At 44.0% G+C, this 17,944-nt stretch carries 18 protein-coding genes and 1 pseudogene; 15 read left to right on the top strand and 4 right to left on the bottom strand.

Features of this window, described 5'->3' with window-relative positions; all coding sequences use genetic code 11:
- Nucleotides 1-10: 10 nt before the first annotated feature.
- Nucleotides 11-1,132 (bottom strand): peptidylprolyl isomerase, encoded by a 1,122-nt coding sequence (locus tag AC58UW_RS12115; protein ID WP_497420916.1) that lies wholly within the window; start codon nucleotides 1,130-1,132, stop codon nucleotides 11-13.
- Nucleotides 1,133-1,312: 180 nt separating this feature from the next.
- On the opposite strand from AC58UW_RS12115, the gene glgB reads away from it, so the two are divergent.
- The 6 genes from glgB to cls all read left to right on the top strand — a co-directional run bounded on the left by glgB (nucleotide 1,313) and on the right by cls (nucleotide 8,935).
- Nucleotides 1,313-3,271 (top strand): 1,4-alpha-glucan branching protein GlgB, encoded by a 1,959-nt coding sequence (gene glgB / locus AC58UW_RS12110; protein ID WP_497420915.1) that lies wholly within the window; start codon nucleotides 1,313-1,315, stop codon nucleotides 3,269-3,271.
- A complete protein-coding gene (locus tag AC58UW_RS12105; RefSeq protein WP_497420914.1) occupies nucleotides 3,261-4,409 on the top strand; it encodes a glucose-1-phosphate adenylyltransferase in 1,149 nt (382 codons plus the stop codon). Before glgB ends, AC58UW_RS12105 begins: the two co-directional genes overlap by 11 nt.
- A 6-nt stretch (nucleotides 4,410-4,415) precedes the next feature.
- On the top strand, nucleotides 4,416-5,525 hold the full coding sequence (gene glgD / locus AC58UW_RS12100; RefSeq protein ID WP_497420913.1) for a glucose-1-phosphate adenylyltransferase subunit GlgD: 1,110 nt from the start codon (nucleotides 4,416-4,418) through the stop codon (nucleotides 5,523-5,525).
- A gap of 91 nt (nucleotides 5,526-5,616) precedes the next feature.
- Entirely contained in the window at nucleotides 5,617-7,047 is a 1,431-nt protein-coding gene (gene glgA / locus AC58UW_RS12095) for a glycogen synthase GlgA (RefSeq protein ID WP_497420912.1), read from the top strand.
- Between the two features lie 129 nt (nucleotides 7,048-7,176).
- On the top strand, nucleotides 7,177-7,371 hold the full coding sequence (locus AC58UW_RS12090; RefSeq protein ID WP_497420911.1) for a hypothetical protein: 195 nt from the start codon (nucleotides 7,177-7,179) through the stop codon (nucleotides 7,369-7,371).
- Nucleotides 7,372-7,480: 109 nt separating this feature from the next.
- The gene (gene cls, locus AC58UW_RS12085) at nucleotides 7,481-8,935 is read left to right on the top strand and encodes a cardiolipin synthase (protein WP_497420910.1); all 1,455 of its coding nucleotides are present in this window, start codon (nucleotides 7,481-7,483) and stop codon (nucleotides 8,933-8,935) included.
- A gap of 71 nt (nucleotides 8,936-9,006) precedes the next feature.
- On the opposite strand, the gene AC58UW_RS12080 is transcribed toward cls, so the two are convergent.
- Both AC58UW_RS12080 and AC58UW_RS12075 read right to left on the bottom strand, forming a co-directional pair.
- Entirely contained in the window at nucleotides 9,007-9,435 is a 429-nt protein-coding gene (locus AC58UW_RS12080; protein WP_497420909.1) for a VOC family protein, read from the bottom strand.
- 101 nt (nucleotides 9,436-9,536) lie between these two features.
- On the bottom strand, nucleotides 9,537-9,860 hold the full coding sequence (locus tag AC58UW_RS12075) for a helix-turn-helix domain-containing protein (protein ID WP_497420908.1): 324 nt from the start codon (nucleotides 9,858-9,860) through the stop codon (nucleotides 9,537-9,539).
- Nucleotides 9,861-9,863: 3 nt separating this feature from the next.
- Between AC58UW_RS12075 and AC58UW_RS12070 the strand changes: the two genes are divergently transcribed.
- From AC58UW_RS12070 to speD, 8 genes and pseudogenes are all read left to right on the top strand, one after another.
- Nucleotides 9,864-10,067 (top strand): hypothetical protein, encoded by a 204-nt coding sequence (locus tag AC58UW_RS12070; RefSeq protein WP_497420907.1) that lies wholly within the window; start codon nucleotides 9,864-9,866, stop codon nucleotides 10,065-10,067.
- A 43-nt stretch (nucleotides 10,068-10,110) separates the two neighbouring features.
- On the top strand, nucleotides 10,111-10,383 hold the full coding sequence (locus tag AC58UW_RS12065; protein ID WP_497420906.1) for an MFS transporter: 273 nt from the start codon (nucleotides 10,111-10,113) through the stop codon (nucleotides 10,381-10,383).
- A complete protein-coding gene (locus AC58UW_RS12060; RefSeq protein ID WP_497421212.1) occupies nucleotides 10,308-10,529 on the top strand; it encodes a hypothetical protein in 222 nt (73 codons plus the stop codon). Before AC58UW_RS12065 ends, AC58UW_RS12060 begins: the two co-directional genes overlap by 76 nt.
- Nucleotides 10,530-10,565: 36 nt before the next feature.
- Nucleotides 10,566-11,074: pseudogene (locus AC58UW_RS12055) on the top strand (MFS transporter).
- A 547-nt stretch (nucleotides 11,075-11,621) separates the two neighbouring features.
- Complete coding sequence (locus tag AC58UW_RS12050) at nucleotides 11,622-12,107, top strand: DUF6530 family protein (RefSeq protein WP_497420905.1); 486 nt, start codon at nucleotides 11,622-11,624, stop codon at nucleotides 12,105-12,107.
- A gap of 1 nt (nucleotide 12,108) precedes the next feature.
- A complete protein-coding gene (locus AC58UW_RS12045; RefSeq protein ID WP_497420904.1) occupies nucleotides 12,109-13,308 on the top strand; it encodes an MFS transporter in 1,200 nt (399 codons plus the stop codon).
- Nucleotides 13,309-13,462: 154 nt separating this feature from the next.
- A complete protein-coding gene (locus tag AC58UW_RS12040) occupies nucleotides 13,463-14,329 on the top strand; it encodes an AraC family transcriptional regulator (protein ID WP_497420903.1) in 867 nt (288 codons plus the stop codon).
- A gap of 85 nt (nucleotides 14,330-14,414) precedes the next feature.
- Nucleotides 14,415-15,227 (top strand): adenosylmethionine decarboxylase, encoded by an 813-nt coding sequence (gene speD, locus AC58UW_RS12035; protein WP_497420902.1) that lies wholly within the window; start codon nucleotides 14,415-14,417, stop codon nucleotides 15,225-15,227.
- Between the two features lie 64 nt (nucleotides 15,228-15,291).
- Here speD and AC58UW_RS12030 read toward each other — a convergent pair whose 3' ends face one another.
- Nucleotides 15,292-16,479 (bottom strand): MFS transporter, encoded by a 1,188-nt coding sequence (locus AC58UW_RS12030; RefSeq protein WP_497420901.1) that lies wholly within the window; start codon nucleotides 16,477-16,479, stop codon nucleotides 15,292-15,294.
- Nucleotides 16,480-16,872: 393 nt separating this feature from the next.
- Between AC58UW_RS12030 and AC58UW_RS12025 the strand changes: the two genes are divergently transcribed.
- Nucleotides 16,873-17,760: a LysR family transcriptional regulator gene (locus AC58UW_RS12025; protein WP_497420900.1), complete on the top strand. Its 888-nt coding sequence runs from the start codon at nucleotides 16,873-16,875 to the stop codon at nucleotides 17,758-17,760.
- The last annotated feature ends 184 nt before the right edge of the window (nucleotides 17,761-17,944 follow it).

Genomic DNA, 17,944 nt, shown 5'->3' with positions numbered 1-17,944 from the left:
TGTACACCATTTATTCACTTAAATCGATCTTTTCAATCAAACCGGGTAATTCTTTTTCTACAAATTGCTGGTATTGTGCTTGTTCCAATGATCCTCTTAACGAGTCCTTCACCGAATCGAAAGATTTCACGGATCTGGATTCGACTTTGATCACATGATAACCAAATTGTGTCTCAACAGGGTCGCCTACAGCGCCTATCGGTTGCTCAATCGAAGCTTTCTTGAATTCAGGCACCCATTTACCAACTTCTGCATCTGCATAAAGGCCGCCTGTTTCTTTGGAGCCAGGATCGTCAGTTAGTTCTTTAGCCAACTTAGCGAAGTCTTCGCCGCTCTTAAGTTTTTGTTGCACATCCTTAGCAAGCTTAAGCGCTTCTTCTTTCGTACGCTTCGCGCTTCCGTCTTCGTTTGTGAAACCAATCAGAATGTGGCGGACAGAAGCAATCGTATAAGCATCTTTATCTTGTTTGAGGTTGTCGTCATATTTGGCTTTCAGTTGTGCGTCGGTGATGCTGGAATTGATATAATTTTCTGCTGTCAATCTGCCAACTAGGTAATATTGAAGTTCAGTTTCAGTCACTTTGAAGTTTTTCAAGTCTTCTAGAAACTTGGCTTCGCCATTTTGAGTTTTCCAAGTCGCAATTTGAGCAGATGCAGTACCTTTAGCCGCTTTTTGATCAGCTTCGGAAGATTTACCGTACAGGATTCTATATTGAATTAATTGGGATAAAACACTTTTTTGATATTCAGGGTCATCCTTTGAAGCAGCATGGCCGCTATTTAAAATTGCCTGCATCGCAAAGAAAGTATCAAACTCGCCTTTCGTTACTGTACCGCCTTTATAGGTTGCAACGACTTTATTCGGATTGTTACCGATCCAAATGGTTTCATTTTCTTCATCCCATTCGACTTTTTTTCCTAGTGCTTCACTCACGAAGCGAAGAGGGACGTAAGTAGAACCTTCGTACACAAAACCTTTTCCATCTGTAGGCGCTTTTTCGACACCATCAAACATATATTTGATGCTGCGGAAAGCCACTTCAATTTGACTGCTAGCCGCAAAAGCAGCTGTACCGCTAATTAATGAACCGATCGTTAAACCTACGATAAGTCCTTTCACCTTGTCTTTCATAATCTGGTTTCCACCTTTCATTTAACTGTCACTTTAGTAATTCACCCAGGATAAAGGATTTTCCTTTTTTTAATATGAGGGTTTGAAGGAATTCTCCACCTGCTTGTTGTATTTGTACTGTATGTGATTAATTATTACATCCATATTTTGAAGAAAAAGGTCGATTATGGGAGGGATAACATGGGGGCAAATGTTGGTACACCCAGCTCAGAAGATTTGTTTCTACTTCATGAAGGTTCCCTGTATCACAGCTATCGCATTCTAGGGGCGCATGTTAGTAAAAGAAAAGGTTATGAGGGAGTACGTTTCGCAGTATGGGCGCCTAATGCCAAACAGGTCAGCTTACTCGGAGATTTCAATCAATGGCAATCCGGTAAACACCGTATGGAGAAGTTCAGTTCACTCGGGGTTTGGATGCTGTTTGTTCCTGAGGCAAGTGAAGGTGATCATTACAAGTACGAAATTCAAAGCGAGACAGGTCAAATTTTGTTGAAAGCTGACCCTTACGCCTTTTACTCTGAAGTGCGTCCAGGCACAGCCTCTCGTGTTGTCGATTTGGAAGGCTATGAATGGAAAGATGAGGCTTGGCAGGAGCAGAAGAAACAGGCTCCCGCTTATAATAAGCCTTTGTCGATTTATGAGGTGCATCTAGGTACGTGGCGCAAAAAAGACAGACATAGCGAAGAATTATACACCTATGACCAGCTTGCGGACGAGTTAGTTGATTATGCCGTGGAGATGGGTTATACACATATTGAAGTAATGCCGCTCGCCGAGCATCCGTTTGACCGCTCATGGGGTTATCAAGCGACAGGTTATTTCTCTGTAACGAGCAGGCACGGTTCACCGAAAGAGTTCATGCATTTCGTCGATCGTTGTCATCAAAAAGGGATTGGCGTCATCATGGACTGGGTCCCTGGGCATTTCTGCAAAGATGCTCATGGTTTGAGGCAATTTGATGGAAAGCCCCTTTATGAATATCAAGACCCGCGCAAAGCCGAGAAGCTAGAATGGGGGACACTTACATTTGATTTTGGCAGGCCGGAAGTGCAAAGCTTTCTCATCTCAAACGCCATATTTTGGATGGATATGTACCATATCGATGGTATCCGGGTTGATGCTGTAGCTTCCATGCTGCACTTGAATTTCGGTCGATCGGATGAGAAGCCGCTTAAGAATCAATGGGGCGGGGATGACAATCCCGAAGCCGTCGCATTCTTAAGAAAACTGAATCAAGTTGTCTTCTCTTATTATCCGGATGCGCTTATGATGGCAGAGGATTCCACCGATTGGCCACTGGTTACAGCACCTGTGCATGATGGCGGGCTTGGATTTAACTATAAATGGAATATGGGCTGGATGAACGACATGCTGCGTTATATGAAGCTGGATCCCGTTCATCGCAAATATCACCATAAACTGATTACATTCTCCTTTATGTACGCCTTTAGCGAAAATTATGTACTACCGTTTTCTCACGATGAGGTTGTTCATGGGAAACGATCACTCCTGCATAAGATGCCGGGCGATTATTGGCAGAAATTTGCCAATCTGCGCGTTTTATACGGATATATGTCAGGTCACCCTGGCAAAAAACTGCTGTTCATGGGCAGCGAGTTCGGTCAATTCGACGAATGGAAAGACCAGGAGGAAGTGGATTGGTTCCTGCTGGACGGTTATGAGAAGCATGAGCAGATGCACGTTTACGTGAAGGCGCTCAATCAATTTTATTTGGACCAACCGGCTTTATGGCAAAAGGATCACAGTCCAGACGGTTTCAAATGGATTAATCCGCATGATGAGAGCCAAAGCGTCGTCACTTTCATGCGCAAAGGAAATAGCGCTGAAGATGATCTGATTCTCATCTGTAATTTCACGCCTGTCGTGCACCCCGATTATCGAATCGGCGTTCCGTACAATGGCATGTATGAAGTTGTTTTTAACAGCGATGCTCCTGAATTTGGCGGTTCCGGACAAGGAAACAAACTGCCGATCACGAGTGAAAAAAGAAAATATCACGAACTGCCTTATAGCTTATCTCTGTGTATTCCGCCGCTTGCGGCTGTTTATATAAAATGTGTGAAAGAATTCCAACTAGAGAAAACGAAGTTGAAGGGGGAAATCAGAGATGCGCAGTAAAGAATGTGTTGCCATGCTCCTCGCTGGTGGAGAAGGACGTAGACTAGGCGTACTAACGAATAATTTGGCCAAACCAGCTGTTCACTTTGGCGGAAAGTACCGTATCATTGATTTCACCCTAAGCAATTGCACGAATTCAGGTATCGATACGGTTGGTGTCCTGACGCAATATCAGCCTCTCGTGCTCAACACGTATATTGGAATCGGCAGTTCGTGGGATTTGGACCGCAAGTATGGCGGTGTCACTGTGTTGCCTCCGTTCATGGAACAAAAAGGCGGAGATTGGTACAAAGGAACGGCCAATGCCATTTACCGCAACATTGGATTTATTGAGCAGTATGATCCGGAGTATGTACTGATCATCTCGGGTGATCACATTTACAAAATGGATTATGATAAGATGCTTTCTTACCACAAAGAGAAGAAAGCTGATGCAAGTATTGCCGTTATCGAAGTGAAATGGGAAGAAACGAACCGTTTCGGAATTATGAGCGTAAATGAGAATCAGGAAATAACTGAATTTGCCGAAAAACCAAAAGAAGCGAATAGTAACTTGGCTTCCATGGGTATTTATATTTTTAACTGGAGTGTTCTAAAATCGTATCTGATTGCGGATGAGGAAAATCCGGATTCCAGTAAGGATTTCGGGAAAGATGTAATCCCAATGATGCTGCAAAATGAAGCAAGAATGTATGCTTATCCGTTCGAAGGGTATTGGAAAGATGTCGGTACCATTGATAGCTTATGGGAAGCAAATATGGATCTGCTCGATGATAATAACGAGCTGAACCTTAATGATAAAGATTGGCGTGTTTACTCCCAAAATCCATACCAGCCTGCTCAATATGTGGCACCCACAGCGAACATTAAGCGTTCACTCGTGAATGAGGGCTGTGCGATTTTCGGAGATGTGGATCATTCTGTTTTATTCTTCGGTGTACAAGTCGGAGAAGGTAGTCAAATTCGTGACTCAGTTATTATGCCGAATGCGAAAATCGGTAACAATGTAACAATTAACAAAGCGATTATTGGGGAAAACACGGTTGTAGAAGATGGCGCTGTTGTAGACGGTCACGGTGAAATTACACTCATAGGCGGCAATGAACGAGTATTAGCGACTGCCAAACAGAAGGGATGATCTCAGATGAAACATGTAATGGGTGTAATTAATTTAGTGAATGAACCGGACGATTTGGAAGAACTGACGTATTTCCGCTGCCCTGCATCAGTACCATTCGGCGGACGCTATCGGTTAATTGATTTTACATTGTCGAACATGGTGAATTCTGGGATTGATAATGTGGCCGTATTTACACAACACAAGTACCGTTCTTTGATGGATCACCTTGGATCCGGGAAAGAGTGGGATTTGGATAGAAAACGCGGTGGATTGTTCGTCCTGCCATCCGTCATGGATGAGCCAACGGGCATTTCACGCGGGGATTTGTACCAATTCTACAGCCATCGGGATTATTTCTATCGCGGTAAAGAAGAGCTGGTTATTATTTCTCGCAGCCATATGGTGTGCAACCTTGATCTGCGCGATGTCATCCGTCATCATGAGGACACGCAAGCGGATATTACGGTCATCTATAAGCAAACGGATGAAGATATTCAAGGTAAATTCCGCCGCTTAGCCGTCAAAGATAACGGACAAATTACACTTATGGAAGATCATACCGGAAGACTGCGGACCAATAACATTTCCATGGAAATGTACATTATGAGCAAAGCGCTTTTGCTCGACATGGTAGAATCTTGCTTGGCTCAGGGTTATGACCACCTGGTTCGTGATGGTATTATGAAAAATATTGATAAACTTAGTGTGTATGGCTATAAATTCGAAGGGCATGTAGGAATCGTGAATTCGATTCAAGGATACTACAAGCACAGCATGCAGCTGTTGAACCCAGCGATCTGGAGAGAATTGTTCTTCCAGAAAAATCTGATTTATACCAAGGTTAAAGATGAGCCGCCTGCGAAATACTTGGAATCTGCCGCAACCAAAAACGCGCTGATTGCTAACGGCTGCACCATTGAAGGTAAGGTAGAGAACAGCATACTATTCCGTGGAGTGAAAATCCGCAAGGGTGCCTACGTGAAAAACAGTATTATTCTCCAAAACTGCGAAATCGAGGAGAATGTGATTATTGAGAATGCGATTCTCGATAAGGATGTCTTCATCTCTCGCGGTCGCGTACTCACAGGAGACAACAAAGCGCCATTCATCGCGGCTAAAACGAAAGTGATCTAATCGGTATCTTTCTTGAGCGACATAACTAGATATAATCCGAAAAGCCTGCCTCCCCAAAGGCGGCTTTTCGACGATCAGGAGGAGTGGAAAGATGAAAGTACTCTTTGCGGCTTCAGAGGCTGTTCCTTTTATCAAAACAGGTGGTCTGGCGGATGTGATCGGTTCATTGCCTAAGGAGCTCACCCAGCAAGGGTTGGATGTGCGGGTTATTTTGCCTAAATATGGCGGGATCCCTGCCAAGTACCGGAATGCGATGACAATGGCAGTTACGCATGATATTTATGTCGGTTGGAGAAAGCAATATATCGGAATTGAAGTCTTGCAGCAGGATGGGGTCACTTTTTATTTTGTGGACAATGAATTTTACTTCAACCGTTCTGGTGTTTATGGTTATGGCGATGAGGCCGAACGGTTTGCATTCTTCTGCAAAGGCGTGATCGAAACATTGCCGCTTCTCGACTTCCAGCCGGATGTCATCCACTGCCATGATTGGCAAACCGGGATGATTCCTGTGCTGCTGAAGGCTCACTATCAGCATCTTCCATTCTATAGCGAGATCAAAACGATATCGACGGTTCACAATTTAAAATATCAAGGCGTGTTTAGCCAATCGTTGTTTAAGGAGCTATTCGGCTTATCCGACGACCATTTTAGTGGCACGGCGCTTGAACTGCACGGAGGTGCTAGCTTCCTAAAAGGGGGGCTGCTATACTCCGACCGTATTACAACGGTGAGCCAGACCTATGCCGAAGAGATTCAGACGCCATATTTTGGCGAACATTTGGATAGCCTGCTGCGCCACCGCAAGGATCAGCTGACGGGTATCGTGAACGGTATTGATTATGACGTGTTTGATCCTATGAGTGATCCTCATCTGGTATCTACGTACCGAGATTCGCTGCCCAAAAAGCTGTTGAACAAGACAGCACTCCAGGAGCGCCTAGGATTAGAAGTGAAAGATGATGTGCCGATGGTTGCCTTAGTAACTCGGTTGGTGCAGCAAAAAGGGCTAGATCTCATCCAGCATGTTCTCACTGAAATTCTGTCGCTAGACATCCAGCTAGTTGTGCTCGGAACGGGCGAATACGACTATGAGGAGATGTTCAAGCAAGCGGCTGCGAAGCATCCTAATAAAGTATCGGCTCAAATCTGCTTTGACGAGGCTTTGGCGCATCAAATCTATGCAGCTTCGGACTTGTTCTTAATGCCGTCTCAATTCGAGCCATGCGGGATTGGACAGCTAATAGCACTTCGGTACCGCTCTGTACCGATCGTTAGAGAGACTGGTGGGCTGAAGGATACTGTTTTGCCTTATAATGAGTTTACTGGCGAAGGCACAGGCTTCTCCTTCCAAAATTACAACGCTCATGATATGCTGCATACGATCCGTCGAGCGGTCTTTTTCTACAAAAATGATCGCGACGCATGGCTGAAAATTCAGCAGAATATGAAAAAATGTGATTTTAGCTGGAAGAAGTCAGCGCAGCAATACATTGGACTTTATAAGGAAATGGTCAAATAATTGAAAAAAACAGGACTGGAGGCTCATGACTTCCAGTCTTTTTTACCCATGCCCTCTTCATTTATCAATTTCAAATGACGATAAGTATGTTGTCAGGTGAAAATGGGTAAGGGAGGCAGTTGTTAATAAATGAGCCGGACTACAGATTGTTTAACAGATGCAGATATGTATCTTTGCATGCTATTTCAAACACCTGTTGAGGTGTGGTTTGACGACGAATTAGAAGACTCAGGAACACTCATAGAAGCGTATTCGGATGATGTCATTAAAGTAGGCGGCGTTTACTATCTTAGGAAGCTATGCCTAATTAAAAAAATAGCATAATGCAGGGTCACCTCGTATTCTAACTAAGAATATGAGGTTTTTTTCGAAATTGCCGAAAATAAGGTATAATATTCCTGATCCTCTGACATCAACGGTTAGGAGTGGCAAAATGGATTGGATATCGCACGCGCTTACTGTACTTTTTATTGTTAATATTTTACTTGCTCTTACGGTCGTATTCTTAGAACGCAGGAACGTTGCTGCTACCTGGTCATGGCTGATGGTGCTTCTATTTATTCCAATTCTCGGTTTTCTGCTCTATGTGATGCTAGGGCAAAATTTAAGCCGCAGGAAGTTGTATAAATGGAATCGGCGCATGCAGGAAAGAATGCAGACGGTGATCGCTGAGCAGCGGGAGCAACTGATGAACGGGACGCTTACTCATCTCGATCCCATGGTCAGCGAATACCGTGATTTGATTTATTTGAACGTGTCCTCCAATGACGCATTTCTGACCCAGGATAACGGCGTCCACATCTTCACGGATGGCATAACCAAATTCAGCGATTTGCTCTTGAAAATTGAAGCCGCGAAAACGCATATTCACATGCAATATTACATCGTGAAGAATGACGGGCTTGGGAAGAAGATTATTCAGGCGTTAACGAAAAAAGCGGAGCAAGGGGTCATCGTTCGATTTTTGTATGATGATATTGGTTCACGCGCCTTAAAAGATTCCTTTTTCCGTGATTTTCTGAAGGCCGGCGGTCAGAAAGCAGCTTTTTTCCCTTCCCGAATTCCTTATTTGAACTATCGGGTTAACTATCGCAATCACCGAAAGTTAGTCATTATTGATGGCAAAATTGGGTATATGGGCGGGTTCAATGTGGGGAATGAATATCTCGGCATGGATCCTCGTTTTGGTTTTTGGCGAGATACACACCTGCGCTTAACGGGCAGCGTTGTTCGTGCACTCCAGTCCCGATTCATCTTAGACTGGAATTTAGCTGCTGCGACTCCGGTCGAAGTGGATCCGTGCTATTTTCCAGAACGTGAAGAAAAGAGTGCAGGGCAGAATGTTCCCATGCAAATTGTGGCTAGTGGACCCAATGAAGAATGGCCGCATTTTGTGTATACATTCCTCAAAATGATTCATATGGCCAAAAGCCGAATCCTGCTGCAGACGCCGTATTTTATTCCGGAAGAAAGTATGCTAAATGCCCTGCGCATTGCAGCTTTGTCAGGAATCGACGTTCGTATCATGATACCGCAGAAAGCGGATCACTTGTTTGTGCATTGGGCTTCCCTTTATTATGTGGGTGAATTGCTTCGCGCCGGAGTGAAATGTTACCTCTACGATTATGGGTTTTTGCACGCGAAGACGATTATTATCGATGGGAAGGTGGCATCGGTAGGGACGGCTAACTTTGATATTCGCAGCCTGCGGCTTAATTTCGAGACGAATGCGCTGATGTATCACGAAGAAACAGCGAAAAAGCTGGAAGCTACGTTTTGGAAGGACATGGAAGGTTGTATGGAACTAACGCTGGAGGAATATGAGAAGCGTTCCCTCCGGATACGATTCTTGGAGTCCATATCGAAACTGATCTCACCCATTTTATGAACAAAAAAAAGAACACGTCATTCTTCCTAGAAGGAGAAGAGGTGTTCTTTTTGCAAGTGATTGCTATGTCATTAATACACGGTTTCACCATTATCGTAGTTAAATTGCCATTGGATTCCGAACTTGTCTTCCAAACTGCCGTAGCATTTGCTCCAGAAAGTTTCTTGAAGCTCCATAACGACTTTGCCGCCTTCTTTAAGCTTATGGAAAGCGGATTTGATTTCTTCGACATCCTTGCTGACCATGGATAGGGAGATATTGTTTCCTGCTACAAATGGCATGCCAGGGAATACGTCAGAGAACATAACTGTGCTGCCGCTAATCGAAAGTCTAGCATGCATGACCAAGGATTTCGCTTCTTCTGGGAGCGGGTAAGCTGGGTCGGATGGCGTATCGCCAAAAGTCATGATTTTGGGTTCTTCGTTCCCGAATACCTCGGCATAATACTCCACCGCTTCACGACAATTTCCATTAAAATTCAAGTAAAAATCTAATGCCATTTGTATCACTCCTCAGAATTTGTTTCTTTTCATATTATTCCCATATTGTATCATTTAACTTGTCCATAATCCAATAAAAAGAAGGGGAAGGACGTTTTCATTCAGCTCTTCTGAAATTGTGTTGGCGTCATTCCCTCGACTTTTTTGAAAATGCGAGAGAAGTAGCCAGCATCATCGAAGCCAATGGATTCGGCAATCCATTTGATGGATAAATCGCCATTCTTCAGTAACGGCTTTGCTTCTTCAATCCGCTGTTTCTGCTGGTAGTCAGTCACTGTCATACCCGTTTCTTTCTTGAATTGCCTTGAAATATGTGCCGGGTGAGCGTGGCACTCCTGAGAAAGCTCCTCTAAGCTTAATGGTTTATTGTAATGCAGGGAAACAAATTGAATGATTTTTTGGACGAGGGGAGAATACCCTTTCACAGCATGTTGGCGTACCAGTCGCAATATTCGTTGAATAAGTGGTGGGGGCGTTTCATCGACACGAGAAAAGCGGGGATTCAAGGCAAATTTCGGCCATGGATCTTCCGAATGTCTTTTCCGCTCGTCCTATCAGGCATTCTTATGTTCGTGAAAATCCCAGGAATTCTGATGGTTTCTACATGGCCTATGCGTTTGTCACTTATCTGATTTGGGGGACGCTGTACAGCACGGTAATATCCCTTATGGGTCCATGGCGTCTGTGATTACTGGCGATTCGGTCGAGCGTACGACATTATCAACTTTCAGGACGATGGGGGCCATGCTCGCGAGTCTAATTATCAATGTGATTGGTCCGCTAATCCTGTTCGTTAACAATAAAGCAGATTCCAACAGGTTCATGCTGGCAGCGATTATTTTTGGGATCTTGTCGATCTCCTGCTACATGGCTTGTTACAATTATCAACGGAACGTATTACAATACCAGAGACGCAAAGAAATAAGATCGATTTGGGCACAACTTTAAAAGGGATGTTGAAAAATAGACCGTTAATCTCCATCCTGATTGCATCGCTCACATTTATGATGCTTTCCATGCTGGTGGGCGCAGTGAATGTGTATTTGTTTAAAAACTATTTTGGAATCGCTTCGATGTTGAGTATGGCTGGATGAATCCTAACAGCCGCGGTATTTATCGCAATTCCTTTCGTGAAATCATTGGTGAACAAATTCGGTAAGAAGGAAATAGCCGCAGCGGGGATGCTGCTTTCCTCTTTCGTCTATCTTACGCTGTACTTCCTGCCGGATTTGACGGCGTGGCAATTTGTGATCATTTCCGCAATTGGGATGTTTGGCTTTGCATTTTCAATTTAGTTGTATGGGCGTTTGTCACCGATGTGATTGACTACCAAGAATATGTGACTGGCGTGCGAGAAGATGGAACCGTTTATTCCGTGTATTCCTTTGCACGCAAGGCAGGGCAAGCGCTAGCTGGCGGGATCGGTGGCGTGGCCATCGGTTCAATTGGCTATGATGCGGCTCGATCCGTTCAGACCCAAGAAGCACTGGATGGCCTATACACTTTGGCCACCTTGGTCCCAGGCATCGTATATCTGTTCATTTTCTTCATCATCATTTTCTTATATCCGCTGAATAAGCGTCGGACGAGCCAGCTTGCCGAGCATTTGAATGAAAAGAGATTGAGCAGCGGAATGTAAGGATTACCATAGCGAAGCTGTTGGAGAGGCTGTCCGATAAGTTCAAAGAAAAGGCGCTCCCTTGGACATTGGACGTCTTTTGGGAAAGCCTCATTATCTGTGGAGCGAAGGTTCGTACTCCCCTTCGATGAACTCTTCGCGCGGCAGGCACATTAACGGGAAAAACTCACGTTATTTCAATCAAGTCGTGCCTGGAAAGTGGATTAAATGGAAAAAAAGGATTTAATTTGCTCGAATAACCCTGCTATCCAACTCAATTACTGCTAATAACAGCAGAAATTCCATTTATTCATGCTATAACTGGCGTTACTCCACTAAATAACGGGAGTATTTCCCGCTGATCTCAAGAGGCTGTCCGAAAAGTTTAAAGAAAGAGGCATTCTCGCGGTCATTTGATGACTTCTGGGATAGCCTCTTTCTTATGTGTGAAAATTAACAATCCGCCGCAGCTTATTGACTTATTCGAATCCTCGGGATAGAATTGGTTTTTGAATTAGTAATTTACTAATTTACTAAATTACTAAATGAGAACGAGGGAGATAACCAAATGAAAATACCTACATCTTTAAAACATAAGCCTGTAATTGTTTCCGAAAACTATGAGCAAGTGGATGGCAGATATGCCGGCGATACATCCGATGCCAAAGGGCTCTCTTTGGGGCTGGCTCAATGGAACGATAGAGGGAAAGTCGACATTTCGGCCAAGGTCTGGAGATACACAGGGGAGAAATGGTCCAGACAGTCAGAGGAGCTGCCACTGCATCGCGTTCTCGATCTGGCCATTCTTGTAACAAGAAGCATGCTGTATTTCCGTGAAGAGGCGTATCGAAATAAGAGTTTATACAATCCTGAGAATCCGGTGATTGACCGTGTAGGTCTGCAAGGGGATGCCATGACTGTGGCGGTCTGTACGGATAACGATAAAATTAATGAAGACATTAAACTATTCAGCCAAGCGCTTAGTGAAGATGATGAGCTTAATGGCGAACGTCTGCGTATGCTGTCTAGAATTTTAAAAGATATGGGGTATTGACGTGTTTACGAATCGATATGTGCGAACGATTATCCTTTCGCGGGTGTTTTTGCAGTTAGGCGTATGGATAAGAAATTTTGCCGTGCTTTTATATGTGACCGATATTACGAATAATGATCCTAAGTATGTGTCACTCATTTCCGTTGTTGAATTTGCTCCAATATTTTTATTCGCAATCATTGGAGGGACGTTTGCGGACCGCTGGAAACCCAAGCGAACGATGGTTTGGAGTGACTTCATATCAGCTGTTTCCGTCTTAGTCGTACTGTTCGCGCTTGTGATAGGCGAATGGTATGCGCTATTAATTGGAACATTGATCTCTGCAAGCTTATCTCAATTTTCGCAGCCCTCCGCCATGAAGCTTTATAAGAAGCATGTTGCCAGTGATAAACTGCAAAGTGTCATGGCGCTATCGCAATCTTTAATCGGCATCTTTACCATTGTCGGTCCAATCATTGGTGTCTTTATTTTCATGCAGTTAGGTATTAAGGTTTCCCTTCTGTTGACATTCTTATTTTTCCTGACGTCTGCCATCATCTTATCGTTATTGCCTCGTGATTCAGACGAAGTGAAGTCTACTAATACCAGTAGCTTTATGTCCGAGATGAAAGCTGGAATAAGTTATGTATGGTCTAACCGTTCGTTACGAACGCTAAGTGCAACATTTGCTGCTTCAGGGCTTGCCGCAGGGATGATACAGCCCCTTATGATTTTTATCACGATTGAAAACTTAGGTCAGGATAAAGAGTTTATGCAGTGGTTTCTCATGACGAATGGCGCGGCAATGCTTATTGGTGGAGCCTTCATCATGACTGTAGCCAAGAAAGTGAAACCGCAAGCTTTGCTTGCTGTGGGTTTACTGGTTAGCGCCATATGCACTATTGCAGTAGGAGCATCGAAGATATTGCTTCTGTCCTTTGCACTCCAAGCACTCAGTGGGTTATTTTATCCATGCGTTCAAGTTGGCATTCAAACTCTTCTGATGAAGAATACAGAAGCTGCTTATATGGGCAGAGTTGGAGGCGCCATAACCCCGATTTTTATGGGAATGATGGTGGTTGGGATGTCGATTTCTGGGTATTTAAAAGATATGTCTTCACTTTTTGCTGTCTATGTGATTAGCGGCTGTCTGCTCCTAGTTGGAGCTTGGCTGTTGATGCCGATCATGAAGGAAAAGCAGGCGCGGGTACAAAGTTTTTGAGGATCATTACAACGAGGCTGCCCAACAGGTAACTAAACCTATGGCAGCCTCTTCTTCTTTTGGTCAACAACCCTGCGGCATTGTGCACGAAAAGTCGGACTTAGGCTCCAGACTTTTGCTATTTTATAGATAAGAGAGGGAGGTGAGCTTGAAGATGCTTGAGAACATGAATGGGGCGTTATCCTATATCGAAGAAAATCTGACGGACGAGATCGATTTCAAAGAAGCTGCTAGGCTAGCGATGTGCTCGGAATTTCATTTTAAAAGAATGTTCTCGTTCCTGGCAGGTGTCTCGTTATCGGAATACATTCGCCGCAGAAGGCTTACGCTTGCCGCATTTGAGCTTAACCATAGCGCTATAAAGATCATTGACTTGGCGGTAAAATACGGCTATAACTCGCCAGACTCTTTTACCAGAGCCTTTCAAGGCTTGCATGGGATAACGCCGACAGAGGCGCGAGAGACGGGGCAAATGTTGAAAGCTTATCCAAGACTGACCTTCCAGCTCACGATTAAAGGAGGAGATGTAATGAACTATCGGATTGAAGAAAAAGAAGCGTTCCGCATTGTCGGACTCAAGAAAAGAGTGCCTATTATTTTTGATGGCGTGAATCCAGAAATTGCAGCCATGTGGGGAAGTTTAAACGCGGAGCTGATTCAGCAGCTTAAATCGCTTTCCAATGTGACGCCAAACGGGCTAATTAGCGGGTCAGCAAACTTTTCAGAAGGGAGAATGGAAGAGAAAGGGGAGCTCGATCATTATATAGGAGCAGCAACCACGTTGAAGTGTCCGGTTCATCTGGCTTCACTTGAAGTTCCTGCCTCCTCGTGGGCTGTCTTTGAGGCTGTGGGTCCTTTTCCAGAAACACTTCAACAGGTATGGGGCCGCATCTATTCGGAGTGGTTTCCGTCGTCGAGTTATGAACAACTGGATGGTCCAGAGATTTTGTGGAATGAAAGCAAAGACGTATCATCCCCTAATTTCAGAAGTGAAATATGGATTCCTGTTTCGAAAAGGTAAATGTGGCTTAATAAATAATAGAATAGAAGCCGCTTAGCCTTCACATCATAAGCTTATAACTGTGCTTTTTAAAGGGGGAGTATAAGTGAAATTAACATCGGAGCAGCGCATTACCTTGCATGGTTTTAATAATTTGACCAAATCGCTAAGTTTTAACATGTACGATATTTGCTTTACAAAGACCAAGGAAGAGCGTGAAGCCTATATCGCTTATATAGACCAGCAATACAATGCAGACCGTTTGACCGCCATATTGAAGTCCGTTGCCGACATTATCGGCGCTCATGTGCTGAACATTTCCAAGCAGGATTATGATCCGCAGGGATCAAGTGTCACTATGCTGGTATCGGAAGGCCCGATTGAGAAAGAACCGAATGAATCCTTCGAGGAATCGCCGGGGCCGCTCCCGGAAGCCGTTGTCGCCCATCTGAACACCAGTCATATCACTGTACATACGTATCCGGAGTATCACCCAGATGAGGGGATTAGCACATTCCGTGCTGACATCGACGTATCTACTTGCGGGGAAATATCGCCGCTCAAAGCGCTGAACTACCTGATTCGATCCTTCGACACGGACATTATGACAATGGATTATCGAGTAAGAGGATTCACACGTGATATCGTCGGGCACAAGTTATTCATTGACCATGAAATCAGCTCCATCCAGAACTATATTCCAAGTGAAATCAAAGAGATGTACCAAATGATTGATGTGAACGTGTATCAGGAAAATATTTTTCATACCAAATGTAAGCTTCGGGAGTTTGATCTGAACAATTATTTGTTCGGTTACACCAAGGATTCGCTGAGTAAAGAAGAGCAGCTGGAAATTGAGAAGAGCGTGAAGTGGGAGATGGACGAGATTTTTTACGGTAAAAATATGGTGTTTACTTGATCAGTTACGAAAAACCGCTCATTAGGGAATATCCCGACGTGAGCGGTTATTTGTTTATATCCAACTAGTCTGATGGGATGAGTTTCGACTTTTTATTACCGATTTTAAACTGGATGAGTATCATTACTGCGACCAATATCGACATGCCAATAAGTGCTGGAGGAAAACTGCCTGCTTGATCATGGATAAATCCTACAAAAAAGGGACCCAAAGCTGCGAAAATGTACCCGCCTGCTTGCGTCATTGCCGATAACGCGCTTGCTTCCTCCGTATTCGATGTTTCATCGATAGGCAGCATTAACGCCATAGGGAACAGACCTCCCGCACCGATCCCCAGGAAAATGCAGGTTAGCCAGGGGGTCACGGGAAGCTGGAGCATAATGAGCCCAATTAACTCCATAACCGAACAGCCAATCAGCCAAAGCATTCTGTGTTGAAAGCGGCTAGCCAGAATTGGAATTACAAAGCTGACCGGCATTTGCACAGCAGTAAATAAGGTCAAAATCATGCCAGCTGTTTGCTTCCCGTAGCCCATTTCCTGCACCATCGGGGCCAGCCAGGCGGTGAGGGAATAGAAGATGAAAGCCATCAACCCGAAAAAGCAAGTCAGCAACCAAGAACGTTTACTTGATAATGGAAGTTTCAAACGATTTGAATTGGAATTGGGCAGGGTGCCGGGTAGCACAGTTTCAGGTGATTTCGGGGACTTCCGGACCGGTCTCCACCAAAAGCAAAGCGCTATGAATGCCAAGGCAGACCAAGACGCGACGGAAGCCTGCCAGGAATGGTTAAAGGCATTTTGCAAAGGTACGGAAAAAGCGGATCCAAGGGCGGCACCAAGAACGAGGGCCATGGAATAGACTCCGACGATAGCTGATGGGTTAGCAAAATTTCCTTTGATAAATCCGGACAACAAAGGCCCAATTATGGCAATACCGATACCGGCCAGGAAGGCAGTCAATAGCATTAACCATGCAGAGTTAACAAAATACCTCGCGACAGTAGCAAGACCAATGAGCAACAGACAATAGGCAATCGTCTTTTCGATACTCCATCGATTACCTAATTTAACTGCTGCAGGAGCGAAGAACCCCATGCACAGAACAGGCAGCGAGGTCAATAGACTAGCACTGGAACCGCTCATGCCAAGTGCTTCCTGAATCGTTCCAAGTAAAGGAGATACCGAAGTGATGACAGGTCGTAAATTAAGTGAAGCGAGAAAAAGGGCAGTAATTAGAAAAGCAAAGCGCATGATCAGTCATCTCCATGATTCATTAAAGATATATCCACTTAGTCTATTACACGCATGTAACGCTTAAGACCGTCTCATTATTATGCATTTATGCAAAGTGTAATATGTGTTATTAGGATCAAAGCTGCGTCCCTTTGGTATTTTTTTTATGCCGCATAATCGCGATAATATAGCGTAATACGTTGCTGAGGAACGCCAAACGGCGGATGAAGATAATTCGTTCTAGAACACCGAAACGTACAACAACTATATCGTTGGGGATGATCCGTTAACCTGCACCAGTTGAAGTGAAAGGAAAAAATTCCTCTTGTTAATGGGGCGTATTTTGGCATTAACTTTGTTAGTATGCTAAGCTTTAGAGATTGGCAAAAAAATCCCAAAGGAGGGTGATCTTTGAACGAGAAGGATTGCATCATGCTGCAGTATCTTGCAGAGGAACAGAGTCTGACGAAAGCGGCGGAACGCCTTTACATCACGCAACCCGCGCTATCTTACAGGATTCAGCAGTTAGAAAAAGACTTCGGGGTTTCCATCATCGTTAAATCCTCTAAGGGAACCAGGCTTACCCCAGAAGGAAAATACCTGGTTTCCTATGCGAAGAAGACACTTTTAGAATTCAATAAAATGAAGGATCACATTACTAGCTTGCGAAATGAGGTTAAAGGGACATTAAGACTGGGAATTGCTAGTTATTATGGTCTATATAAACTTCCACCGCTGCTCAAAAGGTTCAGAGAAATTTGTCCAGACGTGCAATTCAATGTTACATCTGCTTTAAGTCCAGAGATTCTCGAGTTGCTCCACCAAGAAGAGATCCATGTAGGTGTAATTCGAGGAGACTACCCGTGGTTTGATGCCAGATGTCTATTGCATGACGAACACATTTATATCATCTCCAAAGATGACATTGATTTAGATAGCCTTCCGGATTTGCCTCATATCTACTATAAAGAACCAAGAATTAAAACAATCAGTTCCATGCAGTCACCCTTCAGCGAAACGATTCAAGCCTGGTGGTATGAACGGTATAACTCACCTCCTACGATTACAATGCGGGTGGACTCCTATGAAACTTGTAAGGAAATGGTGAAACAGGGGCTTGGTTACTCGATTGTTCCCGGCGTTTTTGTCACACCGCAGGATGGGCTGAAAACCATTGATCTAGTTCGAAAGAGTGGAGAGCCAATAAAACGAAACACGTGGATGATTTACCGGGAATCAACCCTAGAGCTTGCGATTGTGGATAAATTTGTGCAATTTATGAAATCCCAATATGTTTAATCAAAAGTACAGTGCCATTCATTCGGCAGTGTATTTTTTGCTTTTTTCACTCAATTTCTATGGGCTATAAAAAAATTTAAGGGGTTGGCCAAAAAACAATCGATTGTACTTATAGATTTGAAGTGGATAAAATAATATTCATTATGTTACATAATTATTCATTTTATTAGTGGTATTATCCATG

This window comes from Paenibacillus sp. J22R160, from assembly GCF_059692135.1.
This window is presented reverse-complemented; position numbering and strand designations above follow the sequence as displayed.

Coding starts and splice junctions, on each gene's coding strand:
- AC58UW_RS12090 (WP_497420911.1), top strand. CDS start 7,177: ATGAGCCGGACTACAGATTGTTTAACAGATGCAGATATGTATCTTTGC.
- glgA (WP_497420912.1), top strand. CDS start 5,617: ATGAAAGTACTCTTTGCGGCTTCAGAGGCTGTTCCTTTTATCAAAACA.
- AC58UW_RS12070 (WP_497420907.1), top strand. CDS start 9,864: ATGTTGGCGTACCAGTCGCAATATTCGTTGAATAAGTGGTGGGGGCGT.
- AC58UW_RS12080 (WP_497420909.1), bottom strand. CDS start 9,435: ATGGCATTAGATTTTTACTTGAATTTTAATGGAAATTGTCGTGAAGCG.
- glgB (WP_497420915.1), top strand. CDS start 1,313: ATGGGGGCAAATGTTGGTACACCCAGCTCAGAAGATTTGTTTCTACTT.
- AC58UW_RS12065 (WP_497420906.1), top strand. CDS start 10,111: ATGGCGTCTGTGATTACTGGCGATTCGGTCGAGCGTACGACATTATCA.
- AC58UW_RS12030 (WP_497420901.1), bottom strand. CDS start 16,479: ATGCGCTTTGCTTTTCTAATTACTGCCCTTTTTCTCGCTTCACTTAAT.
- AC58UW_RS12105 (WP_497420914.1), top strand. CDS start 3,261: ATGCGCAGTAAAGAATGTGTTGCCATGCTCCTCGCTGGTGGAGAAGGA.
- cls (WP_497420910.1), top strand. CDS start 7,481: ATGGATTGGATATCGCACGCGCTTACTGTACTTTTTATTGTTAATATT.
- AC58UW_RS12040 (WP_497420903.1), top strand. CDS start 13,463: ATGCTTGAGAACATGAATGGGGCGTTATCCTATATCGAAGAAAATCTG.
- AC58UW_RS12050 (WP_497420905.1), top strand. CDS start 11,622: ATGAAAATACCTACATCTTTAAAACATAAGCCTGTAATTGTTTCCGAA.
- glgD (WP_497420913.1), top strand. CDS start 4,416: ATGAAACATGTAATGGGTGTAATTAATTTAGTGAATGAACCGGACGAT.
- AC58UW_RS12115 (WP_497420916.1), bottom strand. CDS start 1,132: ATGAAAGACAAGGTGAAAGGACTTATCGTAGGTTTAACGATCGGTTCA.